Below are 26,192 nucleotides of genomic sequence, written 5' to 3'. Positions count from 1 at the left end.
AGGCCTGTGTTTCCCTGGAAATTGTTCCGGCCGCATTCGGGGAATGCGGGGGGAGGAACGTGACGATGGGGGGAAGGAAATGTCGGCCTTCACGCATGTGACCCGGATTCCGCAGGGGAGAAGACCTCGGCCCATGACCCGAGCAGCGGTCACCTTATCCGCTTTGTTGGCGGCTGTCGCGTTCGGTCTGGTATCACCCTTCGGTGCAGATGCCGCCGCCGACACCGCCGACACCGCCGACGACGGCGGATCACCCAGCCAGGTCGCCCAGGCCGCCGTCGCCCACGCGAAAGCCCAGGTGGGCAAGCCCTACCGGTTCGGCGGGAGTGGTCCGAAGTCCTTCGACTGCTCGGGGCTGGTGCAGTGGTCCTACCAGAAGGCCGGGAAGGCCCTCTCGCGCACCACGTTCACCCAGTTCCGCCAGGGCAGTGCGGTCGAACGCTCCGCCCTGCGCGAGGGGGACCTGGTCTTCTTCCATCCCGGGCCGACCCACGTCGGCATCTACGTCGGCGGCGGCAGCATGGTGCACGCCCCGAGGACCGGCAGGCAGGTGGAGGTCGTGCGGATGTCGGACTACTTCGACCGCCGGTTCGTCGGCGCCCGCCGCGTCGCCTGACCCCGGCCCCTCCGCCGCCGCGACCGGCGGAGGGGCCGCGCGGTTCACTCGCGGAGTCCGGCGACCACGTCGATCGTCACCAGCACGTCCATCAACTCCGAGCCGACCGTGGTGCGGACCGGCATAGGGTCGGAGAAGAACTCCGAGTAGACCGCGTCGAACTCGTCGAAGTCGTGCTTGAGGTGGTGCAGGTGCACCGTGGTGCGCACCACGTCGTGCAGCGTGAGGCCGCGCTCGGCCAGCACCGCCTGGATGTTGCGCAGGGCCTGGGCCGTCTGTGCACCCACCGACGCCGAGGTCTCGCCCGTGCGCGGATCATGCGGTCCGAAACCGGACGTGAACAGGAAGCCGCCCGAGACGACGCCCTGGCTGTAGGCGCCGCGCGGCTGGGGCGCCTGGTCCGTGTGGATCGCCTGCTTGGTCATGGTGCGCGTCTCCTTCGGAGTGTGGGCCGCCTGCGGAAGCTCAGCGGGAACCCGCGACCGGCGTCGAGTCCCCAGCATTACCATCGCCGATTCCGCCCCAGGTGGAGCGGTTGGTCGCGGACACGGCGCGCCTCGGCATTCGGACATGCGCCCCCGCCGCGAACGGTTTCCCGGTGGCGCGCATTACATTTGCCATGGGACCCCGTCGGCGCGGTGAGGGGGCGGCACGGTCGGCGCAGCGACAGGTGGGAGGCAGGGCATGACGAGTGTCGTACTCGCCGGAGGCCGCGTCGTCGACGGAACCGGCGCGCCCGCCCGGTACGCCGACGTCGCCGTCGCGCAGGGACGCATCATCGAAGTCGCCGACCCGGGCGCGGCCCGGGCCACCGGCCGGAGTGTGGATGTCACCGGGCTGGTCGTCGCACCGGGCTTCATCGACATGCACGCCCACTCCGACCTCGCCGTGCTCGCCGACCCCGAGCACGAGGCCAAGGTCCTCCAGGGCGTCACCACCGAGGTCCTGGGCCAGGACGGACTGAGCTACGCGCCCGTCACCGACACCACCCTGCCCCAGCTCCGGGCGCAGCTGGCCGGGTGGAACGGCACACCCGATCTCGACTACGCCTGGCGCGGCGTCGGCGAGTACCTCGACCGCGTCGACGCGGGCTCGCCCACCAACGTCGCCTACCTGGTACCGCACGGCAACGTCCGGATGGCCGTCATGGGAACCCAGGACCGCGCCCCCACCGCAGAGGACCTGGACGCGATGCGCGCCCTCGTGGCCGAGGGGATGGCCGGCGGCGCGGTGGGGATGTCCACGGGCCTCACCTACACACCCGGGATGTTCGCCGAGGACGCCGAGATCGTCGCCCTGCTCGAACCGGTGCGTGCGGCCGGCGGCTTCTACTGCCCTCACCACCGCAACTACGGCTCCCGCGTGGTCGAGTCCTACCAGGAGTGCCTGGAAGTGGCCCGGCGCGCGGGGGTGGCGCTGCACCTCGCGCACTGCCACGTCAACTTCCCGATGAACAGGGGGCGAGCCCCCGAGGTGCTGGCCGCGATCGACGCCGCCGTGCGCAACGACCGGCTCGACGTCACCCTGGACACCTACCCCTACCTCGCCGCCGCCACCTACCTCGGGGCGCTGCTGCCCAGCCGCGCGCACGCCGGCGGCACCGCCGCGACCCTCGCCCGGCTGCGCGACCCCGCCGAGCGCGCCCGCATCCTCTACGAGGTCGAGGTGGTGGGCACCGACGGCAACCACGGGGTCCCCGCCGACTGGGACAGCGTCGTCATCACCGGCGTCGCCAACCCCGAGCTGTCGTGGGCGGTCGGCTCCTCTATCCGGGAACTGGCCGACCGGCGCGGCCGCGAAGCCGCCGAGATCTTCGCCGACCTGCTGGTCGACGATGGGATGGGCACCGGCTGCCTGCTCCGCGTCGGCAACGAGGAGAACGTCCGCACGATCATGGCGCACCCCGCGCACACCGGCGGCAGCGACGGCATCCTCGTCGGCGCCAAACCCCACCCGCGCGCCTGGGGCACCTTTCCCCGGTACTTCGAGACCTATGTGCGGGAACTCGGCGTCCTGGGCTTGGAAGAGTGCGTACGGCACCTGACCTCGCGCCCGGCGCGCCGCCTCGGGATCGCCGACCGCGGTGTGATCCGGCCCGGCATGACCGCCGACCTCACCGTGTTCGATCCCGACAAGATCGCCTCGACCGCCACCTACGACCATCCCCGCCGCACCCCCGAGGGCATCCCCCACGTCCTGGTCAACGGGGAGTTCACGGTGCGCGACGGCGCCCGGACCGACCGGGTGCCGGGCCGGGCGCTGCGGCACCGGACCTGACGCCCCGCACCGACACCACGAGGAGGCCTCCCCCGATGCCCATTGCCGACGCGCCGAGACCGGATGACGCTCCGGAGGCCTTCCGCCCCATCGACGCGCTGTGCGTCGGCGAGACCATGGCCGTCCTCACCCCCGTCACCGGCGGGCCGCTCACCGCGGGGTCCGAGCTCGGCATCGCGGCCGGGGGAGCGGAGTCCAACGTCGCGTGCGGGCTCGCCCGGCTCGGGCACCGCGCGGCCTGGCTGAGCCGGGTGGGCGACGACCCGCTGGGCCGCATCGTCACCGGCGCGGTCGCCGCGCACGGGGTGGACGTCAGCGCGGTGCGGACCGACACCGAGGGGCGCCCCACCGGTCTGTACGTGAAGGACCCGCGCCCCGGGGCGAGCGGCGTGCACTACTACCGGTCCGGGTCGGCCGCCTCGGCGATGGGCCCCGGGCTCGCCGACACCCCGCCGGTGGCCCACGCCCGCGTCATCCACCTGTCGGGGATCACCCCGGCGCTCTCGCCCGGTTGCTCGGCCCTCGTCGACCGGCTGCTCGACCGCGGCCCCGGCGGGGCGCGCGTCAGCTTCGACGTCAACCACCGGCCGGCGCTGTGGCCGGCGGCCGACGCGGCCCCGGTCCTGCTCGGCCTGGCCCGCCGCGCCGATGTCGTCTTCGTCGGCCGCGACGAGGCCGAGAGCCTGTGGGGGACGGGCAGCGCCGACGCGGTGCGGGCGCTGCTGCCCGACGTGGCGCTGCTGGTCGTCAAGGACGCCGACACCGGTGCCACCTGCTACGGCGGGGATCGGGGCACGACCTTCGTCCCCGCGCCGGCGGCCACGGTGGTGGAGGCGACCGGTGCGGGCGACGCCTTCGCCGCGGGCTTCCTCTCGGGCCTGCTCGACCGCCGCCCCCCACGCGACAGCCTCCGCCTCGGCCACATCCTCGCGGCCGCGGCCCTGCGCGCCACCACCGACGTGGCCGTCCCGCCCCCGCGCGCCGACCGGGACGCCATGCTCGCGGCGGACGAGGAGACCTGGCCGCGGATGCGGCTCCCCGCGGCCGGGGCCTGAACCGTCGGGAACACCGCCGCCCCCGGGCCGCGGCCCCACCCCCGCGGGACGCCGCGGGCCCGGAGGCGGCGGATGCCTCCGCAGTGTCGTCGGCGCGGTTAAGAGCTCTCTAAGAGACGGGCCCGCAGAGTGGGGCGGCAGGTCGGGGAAGGGTACCGTCGGTCGGGTGGTGAGCAGAGGGGGGACACCCGTGCCCGGCGGGACACGGGTGCTCGTGGTGGAGGACGAACCATCGGTGCGCGACGCCGTCGCCGACGCCCTGGAACTGGACGGGTACCAGGTCACCCGGGCGAGCGACGGCGGGAGCGGTCTGGAGGCGGTCCGGCGCTGGCCGCCGGACGCGATCGTGCTGGATGTGCTGATGCCGTTCATGGACGGCCTGACCATGTGCAAGCGGCTGCGCGCCCGCGGCGACCGCACCCCCATCCTCATCCTGACCGCGCGCGACGCCGTGGGCGACCGTGTCGAGGGGCTCGACGCCGGGGCCGACGACTACCTGGCCAAACCCTTCGACCTGGACGAGCTGCTGGCGCGGCTGCGGGCGCTCCTGCGCCGCGCCTACCCCGAGGAGCCGGAGACGATCGGCTACGCCGACCTGACCGTCGACACCGAGGGCGGCCGGGCCTGGCGCGGCGACCGCGTCGTCGAGCTGAGCCGTACCGAGTTCGCACTGCTGGAAGTGCTGACGCGCAACGCCGGGCGGGTGGTGCCGCGGGGCGTCATCGCCGACAGGGTGTGGGGGTACGACTTCGGCCCCAACTCCAACTCGCTGGACGTCTACATCGGTTACCTGCGCCGCAAGCTGGAGGCCGGGGGAGAAGCGCGGATCGTGCACACCGTGCGCGGGGTCGGCTACGTGCTGGAAGAGCGGTCGGCACCGGGCGGCGGGGGCGCGTCGCGTGGCTGAGTCGACGGCCGGTCCGGATGGGCGGGACACCGGAGGCGCGACCGACGGGACGGGCGCCGTCGACGCCTCCTCCCCGGAGGGAGGGCGCAGGGGCCCGGTGTGGACCCGGTGGTCGCTGCGCGTGCGGCTGGCCGTGCTGACCGCGGTCGTCGTCGCGGGCGCGGTGCTGGCGGGGGCCGGGGTCGCCTTCGCCGTCGTCCGCCACACCCTCTACGGCGAGCTGGACGGCAGCCTGGCGCGTGAGGCGATCCGCGTGGAGCGGCAGTTCGACCGGAACGCCTGGCTGGGATCGGCGGAGTGCGCGTACGCGACGGCGCCCGCCTGCGTGCAGATCATCGGCGCCGGGGGAACGGTGGACCCCGAACCCGGTGGCGGCGGTCCGGAGGTTCCCGAGACGGCGGTCGAGGTCGCCCGGGGGGAGCGCGCGGCGTTCTTCACCGACACGCGGATCGGCGACATCCCGCTGCGCGGCTACGTCGCGCCCATCGGGCAGGACCGGGCCGTACAGGTGTCGATCCGCTCCGACCGCGTGGCCGCCACCGTGTTCGACGTCGGCACGCGGCTCGCGGCGGCCGGGGCCATCGGCGTGCTGCTCGCCGGCGGGCTGGGGTACCTGGTGGCGCGCACCGGGCTGCGGCCGGTCGCGCGGCTGACCCGCACCGCAGAGACGATCGCCGCCACCCGCGACCCGCGGCACCGCATCGACCTGCCCGGGAACGACGAGTTGGCCCGGCTCGCCACCAGCTTCAACACCATGCTGGACGAGCTGGAGCGCTCCGTCACCGCGCAGCGGCGGCTCGTCGCCGACGCCTCCCACGAGCTGCGCACCCCGCTCACGGGGTTGCGCACCAACATCGACCTGCTCGCCCGCGACCTGCCGCCGGAGCACCGCACCCGGATCCACGCCACCCTGCGCACCCAGATCACCGAGATGACCGGGCTGGTCAACGACCTCATCGAGCTGGCCCGAGGCGAGGCACCCGAGGGGCGGTCGGAGGACGTACGGCTGGACGAGGTGGTGGAGCACTGCGTGGCCGCCGAGCGCCGCAACCGTCCCGGCGTCGGCTTCGACGTGCGCGTGGAGCCGACGGTGGTGCCCGGGGTGCCCGACCGGCTGGCCCGGGCGGTCACCAACCTGCTCGACAACGCCGCCAAGTTCAGCCCCGAGGGCGGGGAAGTGGAGGTGCGCCTGGCCGCCGGCGAGCTGACGGTGCGCGACCACGGGCCCGGAATCGACCCGGACGACCTGCCGCACGTCTTCGACCGGTTCTACCGGGCCCGGACCGCCCGCGGCCTGCCCGGTTCGGGGCTCGGCCTGGCGATCGTGCGCCAGGTCGCCGGCGGCCACGGGGCCGAACTGCGCGCCGAGCCCGCGCCCGGTGGCGGCACCGTGTTCCGGATGGCGTTCCCGGCCGCGCCCGGCGCGCCGAGCCGGTCATCGTCCGGTCCGCACTGACCCCAGCTATTCAGCGGAATTGAAGCTTCTGCCCCGTTAACAGCACGAAAGGTGCTCTGAACTGCAAGGATGCGACTGTCGAGGAAGCATCAAGCGCAGTATCAGGAGCACCTTTCTGGTGAGCGAGCCTACACGCTGGGACCGCGGCCTGTCCGTCACAACCGACGGAAAACACCTGGTCGGACACGCCGGAGCAGTACTGCTGCGCAAGCTCGCCGACCGCACCGGCCTGACCCGCGCCCTCACCGACGTGCTCCCCTCCAGCACCGCCAACGGCTGGAAGGAACGGGCCACAGCCCTCGTCCACCTCGCGATCGCGATCGCACTCGGAGCGCGCAGCCTGCTGGAAGCCGAACGGCTCGGCCTGCACCACCAGCACATCTTCGGCCCACCGGCCTCCGACTCCACCCTGCGCCGCCTGCTGGAAGCCCTCGACGAACCCACCCTCGCGGCCATCACCAAGGCGCGCAAGCACATCCGCCGCCACGTGTGGACGCTGCTCCACCTGCGGCCGGGCGGCTTCCCGCACCTGAGTGTGGCCGGGCGGGAACTCAAGGGGTGGATCACCGTCGACCTGGACGCCACCGTCATCACCAGCGCCTCCAAGAAGCACGGGGCCGCACCCACGTTCAAGGGCACCTTCGGATTCCACCCCCTGGGCGCCTGGTGCGCCAACACCGGCGAGTGCCTGGCGATGCAGCTGCGGCCGGGCAACGCCGGCGCGAACACCGTCGACGACCACATCGGTGTGCTGAGGGCCGCCCTGGACCAGATCCCCGGCTCCTCGGCGGCCAAGCTGCTCATCCGCGCCGACGGGGCCGGGGCCACCCACGGCCTGCTCAATCACCTCGAAGCGCTGGCCACTACCCGGCGCACGGTGCGCTACACCGTGGGCTGGAAGATCACGCCCGAGGACGAGTCCGCGATCGCCCGCCTGCCCGAACACGCCTGGCAGACCTCCCTCACCCAGGAGGGAGAGGTGCAGGAGGGCTATGAGGTGGCCGAACTGACCGGGCTCAACACCCGGCAGGGCTGGCCGCACGGGCTGCGGCTGATCGCGCGCCGGGTCCGCCCCTCCAAACGCCACGCCAAGAACCTGACCGCCTTCGAGAAGCGCACCGGGTGGCGCTACTCGGTCACCGCGACCAACATCGGACGCATGTGGGGGATTCCCGGGTCCCACCAGGTGCAGTTCCTCGACGCTCTGCACCGCGACCACGCCGGGGTCGAGGACCGGGTGCGCACCAACAAGGCGATGGGCCTGGCCAACCTCCCCTCCCGTTCATGGGACATCAACACCGCCTGGATGCTGGCCGCGAACATCGCCTGCGACCTGGACGCCTGGCTGCGCCTGCTCACCCTGCACGACCACGACGACCTCGCCCGCGCGGAGCCGGAGGCCATGCGGTTTCGCCTCTACCACCTGCCCGCCCGGCTGGCCCGCCACGCCCGCCGCCGCTTGCTGCGCCTGGAGCGCACCTGGCCCTGGGCGGAGGCGTTCGCCACCTGCTGGATGAGACTCAGAGGCCTGCCCGCCGCCGGCTGACGGCGGGCCCGACCCCGATGGGAAGCAGGAAGGAGGACAACCTCGCGATCCCGGGCCCGTGGAACCCGGCGCACCCCGCGGCGTCACGCGACGGCCCGTCCTCCACCGGCCGAGGACATAACGGGCGAAGTGCCGGACCGATCACTGGCCTCACCCCGCTGAAGAATCGAGGCTGATCTCGGAATCGATAAGAGCGGCTTATGGAGGTGCGGTCTGCGCCGCGCATCTCCTCTCGGCTGAAGATCCAGGTGAAGCTCCGCAGATTTCCCGGAAATTCTTTTCGCCGCGGTCTTTCCCATTTGCCGACGACTGCTTATAGTGGATTTCAGGTGCAATGTTGGGTTCCGCGCCTCCTGTCCCACATCGGTCAGCTCCTTCGGCAGGGGTGCGGAGAAGTCAGCGGCACGCGGGGCTCGCCGCCCGTCCAGCGGGTGGGTGTGTTCCAGCGTCGGCCGTCTGGGCTTTCGGTCCCTCTCATCCCATATCACACGGGGATTCGCCGGTGGTAGGGAGGGAGGGCCGCGGAACACGGACCGCGGATGCGTCCATCGGCCATCCCCCTGTCGTCGCTGGATTTCGCGGTTCTCGTGGCTGGGAGAGTCTTGGCTGCCGCCGCCGTGCGGACCGCTTATACCTGCTTCTGGCGTGAAGTGCGCGCAGGAGGCCTCGGCCGTGCTCCGGTTCTGCCGCAAAGGGCCGGAACGGTAAGGCGTGGAGGAGCGAAAACAATCCATGGCCACCACGGGCGCCACGCCCGTTAATGAGTGCGCGCCAAAAAAAGCTGTGTCATGCGCTGATCGGTGATTCGACCATCGGCGTTCAGCCGGGCTGCGCTTTTGATCATCCATCCTCTGTGCATTTTCGGCAGCATGCCCTTCGGGGTTTTGGAGGGAGGAATCGATGGGTCGTGTGGGAAAGGGATGGCGATCCGCACGGGAGGGGGCGGTCCGGCCCGCGACGCGGGTGGCGGCCACCGTCGCCGCGGTGGTGCTGATCGCCGCGCTGGCTCCGGCCCCCGCGAGTAACGCCGCTGTTCAGGGCCCTGCTCTGGCGGCTGCCCACGCCACGGGTGTCGCCTCCGCAGCGGCGTCCCACGCCATGAACCAGGTGGGCAAGCCCTACCGGTATGGCGCCGCCGGTCCGCGGTCGTTCGACTGCTCGGGTCTGGTGCAGTGGTCCTACCGCAAGGCCGGAAAGTCCACCGCACGCACCACCTACGCCCAATTCCGGCAGGGCCGGGCGGTTTCCCGCTCATCCCTGCGCAAGGGCGACCTCGTGTTCTTCTTTCGCGGGCCGGGGCACGTCGGCGTGTACGTCGGCAACGGCCGCATGGTGCACGCACCCCGCTCCGGACGGAACGTGCAGGTCACCAAGATGTCCACCTACTTCGACCGCTACTTCGTCGGGGCGCGCCGAATCACCTGACGAGTGACGGTTCCCGGGAGGTCCATTCCGAAGAACCACCCGCAGCCCATCGCCGTGTGACCCGTGTACGCCGGATAGCGGGTTTCTGGCGAACACGGAGGTGGGCCGCGGGCAATGTTCGTCCGTCGAACCGCGGACGATGAACCCGGACCCGGCCACTGCCATCGGCCGGGTCCGGGACTTTCGCGTGCGCGCTGTGGTTGCGGCCGTTCGTGCCGTTCTCGATGATCGAGGAGGAAGGACGGCCGGCGGCCCCGGAGAATCGCGGGTGACGTGTTTCCGGTTTCCGCCAGCCGCGCATCTCATGGCGGGCCTCGCAGGTCGAACTCCGAATGCCTGTACGCCGTGGCCGCGCTCATCCCACGACGATCGCCCCGGCCAGGACCGGGTCCCCGAATGTGACCGAGCCGCTGCCGGTGGCGATCGCCTGGCCGCCCTGGCAGGACGTTCCCGCGAAAAGCGCGTACCGGGTCGGCACCTCGGTGCCGATCGACACCACACCGCCCTGTTCGGAGTCGAGGACCCGGCACCCGCCCCCCTCCACCACCTGCCGGTGTCCCGATTCGAAGGTGACCGTCACCGGACGGGCCCGATGCTCGGGGCCGGACAGACCGGCCAGCGCCCCGGCGATGGTGGCGGACATGGTGGCGAGGTTCGCTGGGCGGATCGGCACGGTTGCCTTCCCTCTACGGATCGGGATGATCACTACTCCCTGTCATTTACCTCCATCGGTACGTCGAACCGGGGATGCCGAGGGGTGTGTCGCGGCCGGATGTGCGCGGAGGAGCGGAAGTCGGCGGGCGGGACGGCCGGCCCGGCACCCGGGGGCAGCGGTTAGGGTGAGTGGAGCGCCGCCGTGGCGGCGCCGCACCGAGTCCGGAAGGGAGGACGGCCGTGGCCGCCATCTACGCCCTGTTCCACGTGCTGTTCGCCGGATTCGACGAGCTGTGGTCGCTCATGGCCACCGCCGCCCCGGCCGGGGCGCTCGCCCTGCTGGCCATCGTCGCCGTCGGCGCCGCCCTGAGCTGGATCGCCGTACGCGGGCTGCGCGCGTGGCCGCCCTTCGACGGCGAGGTCGGCCGTTCCCGGTCCATGCTTCGGCGCTCCGAGGGACTCGATCCGCCGCCGTTGCGCGACCCCGATGCCCCCGGAAAGCCCCGCCCCCGGGCACCCGGAGCGGTCCCGGTGGCCGTGTAGCCCCAGGGCGGCGAACGGCGGCACCCGTGCCGCGCCGTTCCGGCCGGTCCCCCCTTCGTGCGGGGGTGCCCGCGCCGATTCCCGATCTCCGCGTTCCCGCGTTCCCGCGCCTCGTACGCGCGCCCTGCCGCGCGGCCACCTCGCCTGCGTCCACCGCACTCACCAGACGAGGGGCCTTCGTTCACCCATGTACACCTTCGGTCCGATCGCCGCCGCGATCGCCTTCGCTTCCACCGTCCTCACCGCACTCACCACCGTCCTCACCCCGCTGGCGGGCGCCGCCGGAGCGGCCGCCGCCATCGTGTGCCTGACGGCCATCGTGCGGGTGGCCGTCCTCCCGCTGTCCGTCGCCCAGGTCCGCGGCGAGAAGGCGCGGGCGCGGCTCGCCCCCAGGCTGCTCGCCCTGCGCGAGAAGCACGCCGAGAACCCGCAGCGGCTGGTCGCCGAGCAGCAGCGGGTCTACACCGAAGAGGGCACCTCGCCGCTGGCCGGGTGCCTGCCGATGCTCGCCCAGATGCCCGTCTTCATCGTGCTCTACGGGCTGTTCACCAGCGCCACCATCTCCGGCGCGCCCAACGGGCTGCTCACCCACACCCTCGGCGGAGTCCCGCTGGGCGCCACGCTCGGCGATGTCCTCGCTGTCGGTTCCGGCCCGCAGTCGGCGGTCTTCGCGGTGCTGCTGGTCGTGCTCACCGGTGTCGCCTGGGCGTCGCGGCGGTGGCTGGCCCTGCCCGCGCTCACCGCGAGCGCCGCGTCCGGTGCCCCGGTCCTTCCGGGGGCACAGGCGATGTCCTACCTGTCGTTCGGCACGGTGGCGATCGCCGCGTTCGTGCCGCTGGCGGCGGGGCTGTACCTGGCCACGACCACCGCCTGGACGGTGGCCGAACGGCTGGCGCTGCGCCACCTGATCACCGGTTAGCGCCGGTGGATGACGGCGGGGCGGGGGAGGACGGCCCCCGCCCCGCCGTTCAGCGGGTGCCGGGGCAGGACGCGTGCTCCGCGGCCGTGTCCGCGGGGTGGGCCGAGGCGGGCGCCGCCTCGGGCGCCGACCCGGTGGCGGCCTGTCCTCCGGCGCCGCGCCGGAGGATGTCGGGCAGCAGGCTGAGGAGGGAGGGGTGCGGGCGGTCGGGCACCGCCCGCACCCAGCTTGTGGGCGCCGACGCGCTACATCGGCACGTTCACGCAGCCCAGCCGGTCCCCGGCCGTGCCGGCCTCGCCGTGCTCGGTCTTGGTGTGCTCCTCGTGGATCACCACCGAGTTCGCCTCGCCCGGGCGCACCCGGAAGTCGACGGTCGCCGTGGCCTCGCCGGCGCCCTCGTCGTCGGTGGTGAAGTCGAGCCAGAACTCGTTGTCGGGGTTGGCGAAGGCGGGGTCGGTGGACGGCTCCTCGTCCGTCGCCGCCGGGTCGACCTCGTCCTGGTAGTGCGGCCCGGAGTCGCCGGGCTCCTCGCCGCAGGGCCTGGTGTGGACGTGGGCCCCGTAGTCGCGGTCGGGCTCCAGGCCGGTCGCCTTGAGGGTGACGCGTGTGCCCTCGGGGCCCTCCGACCGGATGTCGACGTCGACCGTGCCCCCTTCGGGGACCGCCTCGTCGTAGGTGACGGCGGTGGCGTCCGCCGCGTAGGGCTCCCAGGAGCCGGAGACCTGGATCGGTTCCATCGCCTCCTGGCCGCCGTCGGCCGGGGTCTCGACGGCGTCGTCGCCGTTGTCGGTGGTGTCGTCGTCGTTGGGTGCGGTCGGTCCGCAGCCGGTGAGCAGCAGTGAGAACAGTGCGGCTCCGACAAGGGTGCGGGTCATGGGCACGGGTGACTCCTCGGTTCAAGTCGGCGTGCTGGACTGCGCAAGAGACGCTACCGAATGTGTCCGCCGTCTCACAGGCGAGTGGTGCCGGTTGTGGAAGACGCCGGTGTTTCGGGCGGGCCGAAGGAGTCCTTGAGTGTGAACGCCTCGGCGGTGGGGCCGTGGCGGCGCAGCAGCCCCAGCCGCTCGCCCGCCTCCTCCAGCGTCGGGATGTGCCCGGCGGGGACCCACCACAACACCGATGTGGCCTCGCGGATGTGCTGGAACCACTCCCGCCTGCGGCGGAGGAAGTCGATGTGGTCGCTGCGGTAGGTGAAGTCCCACAGCGCCTCCGGCGACTCCCACACCGAGAGGTTGACGAGGAGGTCGTCGCCGAAGGGGCGGGCCGCGGTGGCGTCGTCGCTGCCCTCGTCGGTGTAGCGCCAGACGAACCCGGGGCTGGCGTCGGCCAGGGCGTTGACGGGGGCGAGGCCGTCGGCGAACCCCGCCATGGAGGCATCGTCGAGGGGGGCGTTGAGGATGCCCACGTTCAGTTGGGCGAGATGGTGGTCGGACATGACGTTCAGCATGGCGGGCGCGGAGCTTCTAAGTCAATGAGATTTATTTTTAGAAATCCGGACACAGCACCCCTCCCGCAGCGGGGCCATCCGCGCGGTGTACCCCTCCGCCCCCGCCCCCTCCAGCAGGCCGCGCAGCAGCTCCAGGTTCATTCCGCAGGCCAGCGGCGGGAAGTCCAGGGCGAGGGTGTGGAACGGGCAGTTGCGCAGCCGCACCGCCTCCGCGTCGTCGGGATCCGGCGTCGGCTCGTAGCCCAGCCGTTCCAACCGCCGAGTGAGGTCGCCCAGGGGCAGCGCGCCGGATCCGCCGTCCGCCGACCGGAGTTCGGCCCCGCGCCGCACCCCCTCCTCGTGCGCCGCGGCGTGCAGTGCCTCCTCGGCCCCGTGCGCCTGCACCGCCTCGGCGAGCACACGCGCCGCGGTCTCGTAATCGCGGGGCGGCAGCTGAACGCTGAGCTGCCGGTCGGCCCGCCGGTACAGCTTCGCCGGCCGCCCCGACCCGGGCCCGTCGCGCCCCGACAGCTTCCGCCGGGCCACGTCCAGCAGCCCGGCCGCGGCCAACTTGTCCAGGTGGAACGCCACGAGCGTCCGCTGCGCCCCCACGGCCTGCGCCGCCTCGGCGCGACTCACCTCGCCGCCGCTGTCCACCACGAACTCATACAGCCGCCGCCGCAGCGGATCGGCCAGCACACCCACGGCGTCGATCCCGGATTCGGTCATGCCCCCATTCTGGTGCCACCCCACGGCAGGACTCCGTCACCCTCCGCCCGGCTCCACCGGAGCACGCCCGAGTGCGGCGCCGCCGACGGCCTGCGGCGTGCGGCAGCCACCGGTCGGGGGCGGGGTGGGGCGGCGCGTACGATCGAAGCGACGATGAGAACCATCAAACGCGGCGGCGAGCACGAGGTCGAGATCAGGAAGTCGCGGTTCATCTGCGCGCTGGCGCGGGTGGCCGATGAGGACGAGGCGCGTGCGTTCATCGCCGAGCGGCGCAAGGAGCACTGGGGCGCCACGCACAACTGCACCGCCTATGTGGTCGGCCCCGACGGCGGGGTGCAGCGGTCGAGCGACGACGGGGAGCCGTCGGGGACCGCCGGGGTGCCCATGCTGGAAGTGCTGCGGCACCGCGGGCTCACCGACACCGCGGCCGTGGTGACCCGCTATTTCGGCGGCACCAAACTCGGGGCGGGTGGCCTGATCCGCGCCTACGGCGGCGCCGTGTCCGCCGCCGTCGACGAGTTCGGGGTGCTGGAACGGCGCACCCTGCCGGTGGTGGCGGTGATCGTCGACTACCTGCAGGCCGGGCGGCTGGAGAGCGACCTGCGCGACTCCCGCCACCACGTGCGCGGCGTCGAGTACGGCACCGACGTGCAGATCGACGTCGCGCTCGCAGTGGATGACCTGCCCGAATTCGAGGCCTGGTTGGCCGAGGCCACCGGCGGGCAGGCGCTGTGCGAGGTCCAGGGCACCACCACGATCGAGGTCGAGCCGGGGCCGGAGGCGTGACCGGCGCCGGCACGTCCCGGAACGGCGCGGACCGCGGGTCGTGCTCGGGGCATCGCCGGGGCATGACAGCCGTATGCGGGGCGGTCGGCGCGTTCTAGGATTTGCGGGGAGGCGGCGAAGTCCGAGGGAGTGAGCGGCCATGCGCACCTGGTGGCGGGCACGGGCATCGATGGCCCTGGCCACCGGTGCCTTTCTGCTCATGGCCACCGCCGCCTGCACGCCGGACGAGCCCGTCCCGCCCCCCGAGGAGCGGTCGCCCCGCCCGCTGCCCACCGCCTTCACGGGTGATCCCCCGCCCGGTCTGGCCGGCGAGCCGATCCGCTACCTGCACGGCCCTGGAGCCGCAACCCCCGAGATCCTCGACGACGAGATGGGCGTGCGCATCGAAGCGCTCGGCGACGCCTTCCTGATCAGCTCCAACAGCGAGGAGAAGCACGCCCTGCAGCGCCCAGCCGACGGTGCGGCGCTGTGGGAGGGGGACCGGCGTATCGACGGCTTCGGCGCCGCGCGCGACGGCTCGCCCGTGCTGTTCCTGGCCGCCGCCGAGCGCGACGCGACCGCGGTCGTCGACGACACCGGCACCACCGTCTGGAGCGGCGCGGATCCGCGCGAGGTGTTCGTCGGCGGCGTGGTGGTGCGGCGTCCGGTGGAGTGGACCGCCGCCGACCCCTACGGGCGCTTCACCGTTCTGGACACCGAGGGCGACGAACTGTGGACCTTTGCCTTCGCCGAGCCGGACGACGGCGGTTCGGGCGCCGTCGACGACGGTGCCGACGTCGAGGCCGACCCCGACCGGTTCGGCGTGCCCGTGGGCGCCCACGGTGACGTGCTGCTGCTCGACGACGGCACCGGCGCTCTGCAGGCCCGTGGCATCGGCGGAGGCGGCACCGGTGCCGCCTCCGGAGACCTGCTGTGGGGCATGGCCGGTGACGACGCCGAACTCGGCCGCTCGACCGCGGTGCCCCGCCCCCGCCCTCGGCTCGTCGGGTTCTACCCGCTGCCCGAGGACCCGGACGCCGCGGACACCCCGGCCGACGACACGGACGGGACCCCGAGCCCCGACACCGACCAGGACCGACGCGGTGCCGACGGGGACGGTGCCGACGGGGACGGCGGTGGCGGGGCCGGGGACAGGGGCGGAAGCGGTGGCGCCGACGAGGCCGAGGACGGCAAGGCCGCCGCTCCCCGCGAGACCGTGCTGGTCCGCTGGTGGCTGCCCGACGCCCGCTCGGTCCTCTCCTTGCACGACCTGCACGACGGTGACGTCCTGTGGACCCGCACCGAGCCCGGCGCCAACCCCGGCGGCCGCGACTTCGCATCGGGGCACCTCCCCGGCACCGTCCACGACGCCGCGACCGGCACCCTGCTGCTGCCGCAGGACAGCGGCGCGACCCCGATGATCGCGGTCGACCTGCTCACCGGCGAGATCCGCTGGGAGTTCGCCGACGGCGCCGAACGCTCCATCTCCCCGGCGTTCGCCCTCGACGGCCACATCTACGGCGACGCCCGCGGCCAGGCCGGGGGCACCCAGGTGGTCCTCGACGCCGTGACGAAGCGGACCGTCGCCGAGGACCTCGACGCCTACGTCGAGGCCGTCACCGACGACGGCCACGCCATCGTCGTCCAGGACCGCCAGCGCTTCGTCTTCGCCCCGGCCGATGGCGGCCCGGACGGATCACCGCCCCCGCCCCGGGACGGCGACGACTGACACCCGGACCGCGGCGCACCGGAGTTAGCTGCGGAAACGGCCGAGTAGGGGTGGGCAGGGGCGGCGCGGATCACATTTCCCGGTGCCCCGCTGCTGCGGATCCGATGACCGGTTCTCTACGATCTCAAAGTATGAACATGCCGGAGAGTGGGGCCGCGGGCCCGGAGGGCCCCGCCCTGGGCGCCGGATTCCCCGCCGCCACGCGAGAGCGGTGGCGCGAGCTGGTGGCCGGAGTGCTGGCCAAGAGCGGGGTCGACGTCGACCGCTCGGCACACGCCCCCGAGGAGTCGCTGGCCTCCGCCACCTACGACGGGTTCACCATCGGCCCGCTCTACGTCGAAGAGGACGAGGACGACGGCGCCGCCGGGCGGGGGGCCGGGTTCCCCGGGCTGGCGCCGTTCACCCGGGGCCGCCGTCCCGAGGGCGCGGTCGGCACCGGCTGGGACATCCGCCAGCAGCACCTCGGCCCCGACCCGGCCGCCGCCCGCAAGGCCGTGCTGGCCGACCTGGAGAACGGCGTCACCTCGCTGTGGCTGGTCGCCGGGGAGCACGGCGTGCCCGCGTCGGGCATCGCCGAAGCGCTCACCGACGTCCACCTGGACCTGGCCCCCGTCATCCTGGAGCCCGGGGCCGACTACCGGGCGGCGGCCGACGCACTCCTGACCGCCTGGTCCGACCGCGACATCCCCGACACCGCCGTCACCGGCTCTCTGGGCATCGACCCGATCGGCCGCATCGCCCGCACCGGCACCCCCGCCGACTCCGCCTCCGCCGCAGCCGAGACCGCGGCCGCGGCCCGCACCGCGGCCGGGTACGCCGCCCGCCACCCGGCGCTGCGGCTCATCACCGTCGACGGCACCCCCTACACGGACGCCGGGGGCTCCGACGCCCAGGAGCTCGGCGCGACCATGGCGGTCGGCGTCGCCTACCTGCGCGCCCTGACCGAGGCCGGGCTCGACCTTCAGGACGCCGCGGCCCGACTGGAGTTCCGCTACTCCGCCACCGCCGACCAGTTCGCCACCATCGCCAAGCTCCGCGCGGCACGTGCCATGTGGGCCCGCGTCACCGAAGTGTGCGGGCTGCCCGCCGAGCAGCGCGGCATGCGCCAGCACGCGGTCACGGCGGCGGCCATGATGACCCGCCGCGACCCCTACGTGAACATGCTGCGCACCACCCTGGCCTGCTTCGGCGCGGGCACCGGCGGCGCCGATGCGGTGACCGTCCGCCCGTTCGACTCCGCGCTGGGCCTCCCCGACGACTTCGCCCGCCGCATCGCCCGCAACACCCAGTCGCTGCTGCTGGAGGAGGCGCACCTGGCCCGGGTCATCGACCCCGCCGGAGGGTCCTTCTTCGTCGAGCGCCTCACCGCCGACCTGTACGCGGCCGGCTGGTCCTTCTTCCAGGAACTGGAGGCCGCGGGCGGCATCGTGGCCGCGCTCACCTCCGGCCTGGTCGCCCGGCGGGTGGACGAGGTGTGGCAGCGGCGCCGCGACAACATCGCCCACCGCCGCGACCCGATCACCGGCGTCAGCGAGTTTCCCGACCTCACCGAGCCGCGGCCGGTGCGCCCCGCCCCACCCGGCGGCGTCGACGCGGAGCCCACGTCCGCGACCGCGCTGACCCGCCACCGCTACGCCGAGGACTTCGAGGCGCTGCGCGACCGCTCCGACGCCTGCCTCGCGGCCACCGGCCGACGGCCCAGGGTCTTCCTCGCGGCGCTGGGACCCGTGGCCGCGCACACCGCCCGCAGCACGTTCGCCGCCAACCTCCTGCAGGCCGGGGGCATCGAAGTCGCCGCCGACGGCGGCGACGTGGCCGACACCGTGGCCGCCTTCCGCGAGAGCGGGGCGCGCATCGCCTGCCTGTGCTCCAGCGACAAGGTCTACGCCGAGCTGGCCGAGGGCGCGGCCGCCGCACTGAAGGAGGCGGGTGCCGAACGGGTGCTGCTCGCCGGGAAGCCCGACGAAAGCTACGCGGCGGCGGGCGTGGACGCGTTCCTGTTCGCCGGATGCGACGCGCATAGCCTGTTGGTGGACCTGCACGACGCGCTGGCGTGCACGGAAGTTGGTGGGGGCCGATGATTCCGGACTTCAGCCGCGTCGAGCCCGGGACGCCCGACGGTTCCGGCGCCGACGCCGAGACATGGGCGCAGGCCCTGGCCGACGCCACGGGCAAGGGCCCCGACGCCTTGGTGTGGGAGACCCCCGAGGGTATCGGGGTGAAGCCGCTCTACACCCCGGCCGACCGCGACGGCCTCGGCTTCGTCGGCGGCTACCCCGGAATCGCGCCCTACCTGCGCGGCCCCTATCCCACGATGTACGTCAACCAGCCGTGGACCATCCGCCAGTACGCGGGCTTCTCCACGGCCGAGGAGTCCAACGCCTTCTACCGGCGCAACCTCGCGGCCGGGCAGAAGGGCCTGTCGGTCGCCTTCGACCTGGCCACCCACCGCGGCTACGACTCCGACCACCCGCGCGTGGCCGGTGACGTGGGCATGGCGGGCGTGGCCATCGACTCCATCTACGACATGCGGCAGCTCTTCGACGGCATCCCGCTGGACCGGATGACCGTCTCGATGACCATGAACGGCGCGGTGCTGCCGGTCATGGCCCTCTACATCGTCGCGGCCGAGGAGCAGGGGGTGCCGCCCGAGAAGCTGGCGGGGACCATCCAGAACGACATCCTCAAGGAGTTCATGGTCCGCAACACCTACATCTACCCGCCGCAGCCCTCCATGCGGATCATCTCCGACATCTTCGCGTTCACCTCGCAGAGGATGCCGCGCTTCAACTCCATCTCCATCTCCGGCTACCACATGCAGGAGGCCGGGGCCACGGCCGACCTGGAACTGGCCTACACCCTGGCCGACGGCGTGGAGTACATCCGGGCCGGGCGCACGGCCGGGCTGGACGTCGACGCGTTCGCCCCGCGGCTGTCGTTCTTCTGGGCCATCGGGATGAACTTCTTCATGGAGGTGGCCAAGCTGCGCGCGGCGCGGCTGCTCTGGGCCGAGCTGGTCGACTCCTTCGGGCCGAAGAACCCCAAGTCGCTGTCCCTGCGCACGCACTGCCAGACCTCCGGCTGGTCGCTGACCGCGCAGGACGTGTTCAACAACGTCGTGCGCACCTGCGTGGAGGCCATGGCCGCCACCCAGGGCCACACCCAGTCCCTGCACACCAACGCGCTCGACGAGGCGCTGGCGCTGCCCACCGACTTCTCCGCGCGCATCGCCCGCAACACCCAGCTGGTGCTGCAGCAGGAGTCCGGCACCACCCGCGCCATCGACCCGTGGGGCGGCAGCCACTACGTCGAACGCCTCACCTACGAGCTCGCGCGGCGCGCCTGGTCGCACATCCGCGAGGTCGGGGAGGCCGGGGGTATGGCCGCCGCCATCGACGCCGGCATCCCCAAGATGCGCATCGAGGAGGCGGCCGCCCGCACCCAGGCGCGCATCGACTCCGGCCGCCAGCCCGTCATCGGCGTCAACAAGTACCTCCCCGACACCCCCGACGAGATCGACGTCCTCAAGGTCGACAACACCCGGGTGCGCGCCGAGCAGCTGGAGAAGCTGCGGCGGCTGCGCGCCGAGCGCGACGATGAGGCCGTGCGGGCCGCGCTCGACCGCCTCAGCGCCGCCGCGGCCGCCGAGCCGAACGGCGCCACCCTGGAGAACAACCTGCTGGCCGCGGCCGTCGACGCCGCCCGCGCCAAGGCCACCGTCGGAGAGATCTCGGATGCCATGGAGAAGGTGTTCCGACGCCACTCCGGGCAGATCCGTACCATCCAGGGGGTGTACCGCGAAGAGGCCGCAACGTCGTCGGAGGCCGCCCACAGTATGGAGACCATCGCCGAGCGGGTCGCGCGATTCGAGGAGAACGAGGGGCGCCGCCCCCGCATCCTCGTCGCCAAGATGGGCCAGGACGGGCACGACCGGGGCCAGAAGGTCATCGCGACGGCCTTCGCCGACCTCGGCTTCGACGTCGACGTCGGCCCCCTGTTCCAGACGCCGGAGGAGGTCGCCGCCCAGGCCGCCGAGGCCGACGTGCACATCATCGGCGTCTCCTCGCTGGCGGCGGGCCACCTCACGCTGGTCCCCGCGCTGCGCGAGCAGCTGGCCGCGCACGGCCGCGAGGACATCATGGTCGTCGTCGGCGGGGTCATCCCCCCGGCCGACTTCGACGCGCTGTACGCGGCGGGCGCCTCCGCGATCTTCCCGCCCGGAACGGTGATCGCGGAGGCGGCGCTGGGTCTGCTGGACCGGTTGGAGGAGTCCCTCGGCCACGGCGGGCACGGCGGATGAGCCGCGGGATCGACGTCGACGCCTACGCCGAGGGCGTCCTCGCCGGGCACCGGCCGACCCTGGCCCGCGCGATCACGCTGGTGGAGTCGCGCCGCGCCGACCACGCCGGTCTGGCCCAGGAGCTGCTGGTGAAACTGCTCCCGCACAGCGGGAAGGCGCACCGGGTGGGCATCACGGGCGTGCCGGGCGTGGGCAAGTCGACGTTCATCGACGCGCTCGGCACCCGGCTGACCGGCGCGGGGCACCGGGTGGCCGTGCTGGCGGTGGACCCTTCCTCCACTCGGACCGGCGGCAGCATCCTCGGTGACAAGACGCGGATGGCGCGGCTGGCGGTCGACCCGGACGCGTTCGTGCGCCCCTCGCCCACAGCCGGGACTCTCGGCGGCGTCGCGCGGGCCACCCGCGAGACCATGATCCTGATGGAGGCCGCCGGGTTCGACGTCGTACTGGTGGAGACGGTCGGTGTCGGCCAGTCCGAGGTCACCGTCGCCGGGATGGTCGACTGCTTCTGCTTCCTCACCCTGGCCCGTACCGGCGACCAGCTCCAGGGCATCAAGAAGGGGGTGCTGGAGCTGGTCGACGTCGTGGCCGTGAACAAGGCCGACGGCCCGCACGAGGCCGACGCCCGCAAGGCCGCCCGTGAGCTCGGGCGTGCGCTGCGGCTGCTCCAACCGGTCCATGCGGAGTGGCGGCCGCCCGTGCTGACGTGCAGCGGGATGACCGGTGCGGGGCTGGACGAGGTGTGGCGGGCGGTGGTGGAACACCGCGCGACGCTGGAGGAGAGCGGGGAGTTCGCCGAGAAGCGCAGCCGCCAGCAGGTCGAGTGGATGTGGGCGCAGGTGCGCGACCGGCTGATGGACCGGCTGCGGGGCCACCCGGGGGTGGGGCGGGCCACGCCGCGGCTGGAGTCGGCGGTCCGCACCGGCGAGATCACCGCGACCCTGGCGGCCGAGCGGCTGCTGGAGCTGTTCGTCGACGGACCGGCCGGCACTCCCGGCACGTCGCCCCCCGCGTCCCCGGAGGAGTGACGGCGAGCCCGGCCGCCTGACCACCGGACATGAAACTTGCCACAGGATTTTCCCGTCTGAGATGACCTGTGGCGGAAAAAATCTTCATGCTTCGGCATTCCCGTCCGCCCGATCGCCTAATACCGTGTGTGCTCAGAGACTTACGGGAACCAGCGGCCCGGGCTCGCCAGCACGGTGCCGAACACCGCCCCGGATCCACAGGTGGATCCGGCGCGGATCAGTGTGGCCGGACCCCCTACCGGAATTCGCCGATTTCCGTATGGTTGACCCAAAGGGGCCCCTCACATCGACGTGGGGCTGGGAGGAGTGAACGTGCACAGGCTTGGGCTGAGTACCCGGGTCGAGAACCACAGCGTGATCGTCAAGGTCGAGGGAGAGCTCGACATCGCGACCGCTGACGACCTCCAAGAGCATGTCCTGTCCGCCGTTGAGACGCACGGACCTTGGCTGATCCTCGATCTCACGCACCTGGATTTCATGGACTCCAGCGGTCTGAACGTCGTCATCCAGGCCTACAGCGCCGTCAAGGAGCGCAACGGTAGCCTCGCGCTGGCCGCGCCGAACGAACGCGTCGACAAGGTCGTCCGGCTGGTGAGCCTGCACCGCCAGGTCCCGGTGCACCACACGGTGCCCGCCGCCGTGAACGCCATGGAGGCGCTGGAGGCCAAGCAGCAGGCCGGCTGAGCCATCGGTCATCCCCGTCGGACCGGTGACATGACGGGCGGACCCGCGGCCGACGCGGGTCCGCCCGTCATGTCGTGTGCGCCCGTCCGGCCCGCCGTCACCCGACCGAGGGGGCGGAGCACAGCGTCCGGGAGGAGGCCGGGCCGAAACGGTAGTCTCGGGTGGCATGGCGGTACCCGAGTTCATCCTCCGACTGCGCAAGCACGTGGGGCACGAGCTGCTGTGGCTGACCGGAGTGACGGGTGTCGTCATCGACCCCCACGGCCGCATCCTGCTGCACCGGCGCGCCTCCGACGGGTGCTGGGGGACTCCCGGCGGGATTCTGGAACCCGGCGAGCAGCCCGCGGCCGCGCTCGCCCGCGAGGTGGCCGAGGAGACCGGTATCCACGTGGTCCCCGAGCGGGTGGCCTGCGTCCACACCGAGCAGCCGTGGACCTACGAGAACGGCGACGTGGTGCAGATCCTCGACATCGCCTTCCGCTGCCGCCCCGTGGGCGGCGAACTCCGGGCCGACGGGGACGAGTCGCTGGACGTCGGGTGGTTCGCGCCCGACGAGCTGCCCGCCATGAGCGAGATGGTCATGCGCCGCATCCGCCACGCGAGCCACGAGCGCGGCGAGGCCTGGTTCGACTCCGGCACGGCCGCACCCGGCGGATGAGCCGGGCCGGGCGGGCCCGCCCGGCCCGGTGGATCAGAACGCGATCCCGAACGCCCACCCGGCGATCGCGTACATGGTGAACAGCACCACGAACACGGCGACGGTGTTGAGCCAGGCCCCGGCCTTGATCATCTGGCCGATGGTGACCTGCCCGCTGCCGAAGACCACCGCGTTGGGCGGGGTCGCCACCGGCAGCATGAACGCCAGTGAGGCGGCCAGTGTGGCCGGGACGACCAGCGTCATCACGTCCAGGTCCATCCCGAGCGCGACGCCGCCGAGCACCGGCAGGAAGGTGGCGGTGGTGGCGGTGTTGCTGGTCAGCTCGGTGAGCAGCAGCACCAAGGCGACCACGACCAGCAGCAGCAGCCACACCGGCACGCCCTCCAGGGCACCGACGCGGGTGCCGATCCACTCGCTCAGCCCCGTCGCGGTGAACTGGGAGGAGAGGGTCAGGCCGCCGCCGAACAGCAGCAGGATGCCCCACGGCAGCCGGACCGCGGTCTCCCAGTCGAGCAGCTTGCCGCCCTGGGTCCCCGGGGCGGGGATGAGGAACAGGGCGACGGCGACGGCCATCGCGATCCCCGCGTCGGTGATGCGGTCCAGCCAGGGCAGCACCGACACGAGGGGGCTGTCGGCCAGCAGTGGGATGAACACCCACGAGGCGGCCGCGGCCACGAACACCCCCAGCACCCGCCGCTCGGTCGGTGTCATCGGGCCCATGTCCCGCAGCTCGCCCTTGATGATGTCCTGCGCCCCGTCCAGCGAGGTGACCTCCGGCGGGTAGACGAACCGGGTCAGCACCACCCAGGCGATCACGAGGAAGATCGCGGCCAGCGGGAACCCGACCAGCATCCACTGGCCGAAGCCGACGTCGATGTCGAAGGTCTCCTTGAGGTACCCGACCATGAGCGCGTTGGGCGGGGTGCCGATGAGGGTGGCGACCGACCCGATGGACGCGGCGTAGGCGACACCGAGCATCAGCGCGGTCGCGAAGTTGGTGTCGGTACGGCCGTTCCTCAACTGCGTGACCAGGGTGATCACCGAGATCGCGATGGGCAGCATCATGATCGTCGTGGCCGTGTTGGCCACCCACATCGTGATGAAGCCCGTGGCCAGCATGAACCCGCCGATCAGCCGAACCGGGTCGGTGCCGACCGCGCCGACGATCGCCAGCGCCACCCGCTTGTGCAGGTTCCACTTCTGCATCGCCAGGGCGAGCATGAAGCCGCCCATGAACAGGAAGATGACGTCGTTGGCGTAGGGCGCCGCGGCGTCCTTGACCTCGGCGATTCCGAACACCGGGAACAGCACCAGCGGCAGCAGCGCGGTGACGGGGATGGGCAGGGCCTCCGTCGCCCACAGGGTGGCCATGAGCGCCGCGATGGCGGCGGTGAGCTTTCCGCTCGTCGACACGGCGTCGGGGAGGAGCAGGAACACGGCCGCCGCGAGCAGCGGGGCGAGGACGAGCCCGACGCGCTTCGCCCTCGACGGCTCGGGGTCGGCCGCCCGCTCGGTGGTGAGCGCGGGAAGGCCCCGCTTGCCGCGCTCCGCGGCGGGTTCGTTGCCGGTATCGGCTGTCATGAAGCGGTTCTCCTTGCGTGGCTGGTGGTCCGCGGGGGCACCCGCCGCGGTGCGCGCCGTGCGGTACTCGGTGACGTCGGATTTACGGAGCGGTTACCGGCGGATGTCCGTTGACGGACCTGCCGGTGATCGTGCTGATTGCGACGTGCGTCACGCAACGGTGTGAGCCAAGACTTCAGATTCCCCTGACATGCCATGACAGGCGGTGACGCGGCTGAGCGCCGGAGTGATGGGGAAGGCGGGGGCGGCGCCCCGGCCCGGGGTGCGGAAAGCGGCGCCCGCGCAGAGGGGAGGGGAATGCGCGGGCGCCGCGGCCGGGAGGTTCGACGGGCGCTACACGGTGAAGCCGAGCATGCGCCCGGCCAGCGTGTACATGGTGGCCAGGATCAGGAAGAGGGCGACCACGTTCAGCCAGACACCGCCCCGCAGCATCTGGGAGATCGTCACGTGCCCCGAGCCGAACACGATCGCGTTCGGCGGGGTCGCCACCGGCAGCATGAACGCCAGTGACGACGCCAGCACGGCCGGGACGACCAGGGCCATCACGTCCATGCCCATGCCGAGCGCGACCCCGCCCATGACCGGCAGGAACGTCGCCGCGGTCGCGGTGTTGCTGGTCAGCTCGGTGAGCAGCAGGACCAGCGCGGCCACCGCCAGCACCAGCACCCACACCGGAACGGTGCTCAGCGCGCCCACGGCCGAGCCGATCCACTCGCTCAGCCCCGTCTCGCCGAACTGCGCGGACAGGCTCAGGCCGCCGCCGAACAGCAGCAGGATGCCCCACGGAAGCTTGACGGCGGTTTCCCAGTCGAGCAGCCGCACCCGCGCCCGGCGTTCCGCCGGGATCAGGAAGAGCAGGACGGCCGCGGTCATCGCGATCCCGGCGTCGGAGATCTCGCCCAGCCACGGCAGCGCCCCGCCCATGGGGCCGTCGGCCAGCAGGGGGATGCCCACCCACGCCAGGGCGGCGCTCACGAAGACCAGCAGCACCAGCAGCTCGCCGCGGGAGATCGGGCCCATGGCGCGCAGCTCCGAGCGGATCAGCTCCCGGCCGTCGTCCAGCGCGGTGATGCGCGGGGGGAAGACCACCTTGGTCAGCACCACCCAGGCGAGGACCAGGAACACGGCGGCCAGCGGCAGGCCGACCAGCATCCACTGGCCGAAGCCGACGCTGATGCCGTGGGTCTCGGCGAGGTAGCCGACCATGAGCGCGTTGGGCGGGGTGCCGATGAGGGTGGCGACCGACCCGATGGACGCGGCGTAGGCGATGCCGAGCATCAGCGCGGTCGCGAAGTTCGCATCGGGCCGGCCGCCGCGCAGCTGGGACACCATCGCGACCACGGCCACGCCGATCGGCAGCATCATGATCGTCGTCGACGTGTTCGAGACCCACATCGTGAGGAAGCCGGTGGCCAGCATGAACCCGGCGATGAGCATCGCGGGGCTGGTTCCGACCGCCGCCACGACCGTCAGGGCGATACGCCGGTGCAGGTTCCACCGCTGCATCGCCAGGGCGAGCATGAAGCCGCCCATGAACAGGAAGATGATGTCGTTGGCGTAGGGCGCCGCCACGTCCCTGATGTCGGCGCCGAGGAGGACGGGGAACAGCACGAGCGGCAGCAGCGCCGTGGCCGGGAGCGGGAGCGCCTCGGTGGCCCACCACACCGCCATGAGGGCGGCGATGCCCGCGGTGATCCGGCCCGGTGCGGACAGGGTGTCCGGAAGGGCGAGGAACAGCAGGAGGGCCAGCAGTGGACCCGCCACCAGGCCGACCACCTTCGCCGCCGGGAAGGCCGCCCCCTCCTGCTCGGGCTCCGGAGCGGAGGCGGGGGCACCGCTGCTGCCCGCGGGCGACGTCGACATCGTGGTGGCGCCTCCTTGCGCATCGGGTCCT

24 protein-coding genes are annotated in these 26,192 nt (G+C 72.6%); 16 read left to right on the top strand and 8 right to left on the bottom strand.

The window, feature by feature from the left end:
* Positions 1–163 precede the first annotated feature (163 nt).
* Positions 164–616 (top strand): C40 family peptidase, encoded by a 453-nt coding sequence (locus tag HNR23_RS20170; protein WP_246421813.1) that lies wholly within the window; start codon positions 164–166, stop codon positions 614–616.
* 44 nt (positions 617–660) lie between these two features.
* Here the strand turns inward: HNR23_RS20170 and HNR23_RS20165 are convergent, their stop codons facing one another.
* Positions 661–1,041 (bottom strand): RidA family protein, encoded by a 381-nt coding sequence (locus tag HNR23_RS20165; RefSeq protein WP_184077726.1) that lies wholly within the window; start codon positions 1,039–1,041, stop codon positions 661–663.
* A gap of 259 nt (positions 1,042–1,300) precedes the next feature.
* Between HNR23_RS20165 and HNR23_RS20160 the strand changes: the two genes are divergently transcribed.
* The 6 genes from HNR23_RS20160 (at position 1,301) to HNR23_RS20135 (ending at position 9,282) form a co-directional block, all read left to right on the top strand.
* Entirely contained in the window at positions 1,301–2,893 is a 1,593-nt protein-coding gene (locus HNR23_RS20160; RefSeq protein ID WP_184077724.1) for an N-acyl-D-amino-acid deacylase family protein, read from the top strand.
* A gap of 35 nt (positions 2,894–2,928) precedes the next feature.
* A complete protein-coding gene (locus HNR23_RS20155) occupies positions 2,929–3,948 on the top strand; it encodes a sugar kinase (protein ID WP_184077722.1) in 1,020 nt (339 codons plus the stop codon).
* Positions 3,949–4,156: 208 nt separating this feature from the next.
* Complete coding sequence (locus HNR23_RS20150; RefSeq protein WP_343070770.1) at positions 4,157–4,855, top strand: response regulator transcription factor; 699 nt, start codon at positions 4,157–4,159, stop codon at positions 4,853–4,855.
* The gene (locus HNR23_RS20145; protein WP_343070632.1) at positions 4,848–6,311 is read left to right on the top strand and encodes a sensor histidine kinase; all 1,464 of its coding nucleotides are present in this window, start codon (positions 4,848–4,850) and stop codon (positions 6,309–6,311) included. The genes HNR23_RS20150 and HNR23_RS20145 overlap by 8 nt, the downstream gene beginning before the upstream one ends.
* A 118-nt stretch (positions 6,312–6,429) precedes the next feature.
* Entirely contained in the window at positions 6,430–7,857 is a 1,428-nt protein-coding gene (locus HNR23_RS20140) for an IS1380 family transposase (RefSeq protein WP_343070631.1), read from the top strand.
* A 900-nt stretch (positions 7,858–8,757) separates the two neighbouring features.
* Entirely contained in the window at positions 8,758–9,282 is a 525-nt protein-coding gene (locus HNR23_RS20135; RefSeq protein ID WP_184077720.1) for a C40 family peptidase, read from the top strand.
* Between the two features lie 355 nt (positions 9,283–9,637).
* On the opposite strand, the gene HNR23_RS20130 is transcribed toward HNR23_RS20135, so the two are convergent.
* Entirely contained in the window at positions 9,638–9,955 is a 318-nt protein-coding gene (locus tag HNR23_RS20130; protein WP_184077718.1) for a phosphatase, read from the bottom strand.
* Between the two features lie 221 nt (positions 9,956–10,176).
* Here HNR23_RS20130 and HNR23_RS20125 point away from each other — a divergent pair, with 221 nt between their 5' ends.
* Together HNR23_RS20125 and HNR23_RS20120 are read left to right on the top strand one after the other, a co-directional pair.
* Positions 10,177–10,479 (top strand): DUF6412 domain-containing protein, encoded by a 303-nt coding sequence (locus tag HNR23_RS20125; protein WP_184077716.1) that lies wholly within the window; start codon positions 10,177–10,179, stop codon positions 10,477–10,479.
* 187 nt (positions 10,480–10,666) lie between these two features.
* Positions 10,667–11,398: a YidC/Oxa1 family membrane protein insertase gene (locus tag HNR23_RS20120; protein ID WP_184077714.1), complete on the top strand. Its 732-nt coding sequence runs from the start codon at positions 10,667–10,669 to the stop codon at positions 11,396–11,398.
* A gap of 49 nt (positions 11,399–11,447) precedes the next feature.
* Here HNR23_RS20120 and HNR23_RS20115 read toward each other — a convergent pair whose 3' ends face one another.
* From HNR23_RS20115 to HNR23_RS20100, 4 genes are all read right to left on the bottom strand, one after another.
* A complete protein-coding gene (locus HNR23_RS20115) occupies positions 11,448–11,612 on the bottom strand; it encodes a hypothetical protein (RefSeq protein ID WP_184077712.1) in 165 nt (54 codons plus the stop codon).
* A 31-nt stretch (positions 11,613–11,643) separates the two neighbouring features.
* Positions 11,644–12,279, bottom strand: a complete 636-nt coding sequence (locus tag HNR23_RS20110) for a superoxide dismutase family protein (RefSeq protein ID WP_394353792.1) — start codon at positions 12,277–12,279, stop codon at positions 11,644–11,646.
* A 68-nt stretch (positions 12,280–12,347) separates the two neighbouring features.
* On the bottom strand, positions 12,348–12,833 hold the full coding sequence (locus tag HNR23_RS20105) for a DUF3291 domain-containing protein (RefSeq protein ID WP_184077708.1): 486 nt from the start codon (positions 12,831–12,833) through the stop codon (positions 12,348–12,350).
* A gap of 33 nt (positions 12,834–12,866) precedes the next feature.
* Entirely contained in the window at positions 12,867–13,553 is a 687-nt protein-coding gene (locus HNR23_RS20100; protein ID WP_184077706.1) for a helix-turn-helix transcriptional regulator, read from the bottom strand.
* 153 nt (positions 13,554–13,706) lie between these two features.
* Between HNR23_RS20100 and HNR23_RS20095 the strand changes: the two genes are divergently transcribed.
* The 7 genes from HNR23_RS20095 to HNR23_RS20065 all read left to right on the top strand — a co-directional run bounded on the left by HNR23_RS20095 (position 13,707) and on the right by HNR23_RS20065 (position 22,717).
* Positions 13,707–14,339 carry a YigZ family protein gene (locus HNR23_RS20095; RefSeq protein ID WP_184077704.1) on the top strand — a complete coding sequence of 211 codons (633 nt, stop codon included), beginning with the start codon at positions 13,707–13,709 and terminating at the stop codon, positions 14,337–14,339.
* Between the two features lie 139 nt (positions 14,340–14,478).
* On the top strand, positions 14,479–16,047 hold the full coding sequence (locus tag HNR23_RS20090) for a hypothetical protein (protein ID WP_184077702.1): 1,569 nt from the start codon (positions 14,479–14,481) through the stop codon (positions 16,045–16,047).
* A gap of 131 nt (positions 16,048–16,178) precedes the next feature.
* Positions 16,179–18,128, top strand: coding sequence for a methylmalonyl-CoA mutase family protein (locus tag HNR23_RS20085; protein ID WP_184077700.1), 1,950 nt, complete (start codon positions 16,179–16,181; stop codon positions 18,126–18,128).
* Positions 18,125–20,347, top strand: coding sequence for a methylmalonyl-CoA mutase (gene scpA, locus HNR23_RS20080; RefSeq protein ID WP_184077698.1), 2,223 nt, complete (start codon positions 18,125–18,127; stop codon positions 20,345–20,347). The genes HNR23_RS20085 and scpA overlap by 4 nt, the downstream gene beginning before the upstream one ends.
* The gene (gene meaB / locus HNR23_RS20075) at positions 20,344–21,375 is read left to right on the top strand and encodes a methylmalonyl Co-A mutase-associated GTPase MeaB (RefSeq protein WP_184077696.1); all 1,032 of its coding nucleotides are present in this window, start codon (positions 20,344–20,346) and stop codon (positions 21,373–21,375) included. The genes scpA and meaB overlap by 4 nt, the downstream gene beginning before the upstream one ends.
* A gap of 312 nt (positions 21,376–21,687) precedes the next feature.
* Complete coding sequence (locus HNR23_RS20070; protein WP_184077694.1) at positions 21,688–22,059, top strand: anti-sigma factor antagonist; 372 nt, start codon at positions 21,688–21,690, stop codon at positions 22,057–22,059.
* A 166-nt stretch (positions 22,060–22,225) separates the two neighbouring features.
* Positions 22,226–22,717: an NUDIX hydrolase gene (locus HNR23_RS20065; protein WP_184077692.1), complete on the top strand. Its 492-nt coding sequence runs from the start codon at positions 22,226–22,228 to the stop codon at positions 22,715–22,717.
* Positions 22,718–22,750: 33 nt separating this feature from the next.
* Here the strand turns inward: HNR23_RS20065 and HNR23_RS20060 are convergent, their stop codons facing one another.
* Complete coding sequence (locus HNR23_RS20060; protein WP_184077690.1) at positions 22,751–24,298, bottom strand: SLC13 family permease; 1,548 nt, start codon at positions 24,296–24,298, stop codon at positions 22,751–22,753.
* Between the two features lie 333 nt (positions 24,299–24,631).
* On the bottom strand, positions 24,632–26,161 hold the full coding sequence (locus HNR23_RS20055) for an SLC13 family permease (RefSeq protein WP_184077688.1): 1,530 nt from the start codon (positions 26,159–26,161) through the stop codon (positions 24,632–24,634).
* Positions 26,162–26,192 lie beyond the last annotated feature (31 nt).

Source organism: Nocardiopsis mwathae, from assembly GCF_014201195.1.
Classification (GTDB): Bacteria; Actinomycetota; Actinomycetes; order Streptosporangiales; family Streptosporangiaceae; genus Nocardiopsis_C; species Nocardiopsis_C mwathae.
This window is presented reverse-complemented; position numbering and strand designations above follow the sequence as displayed.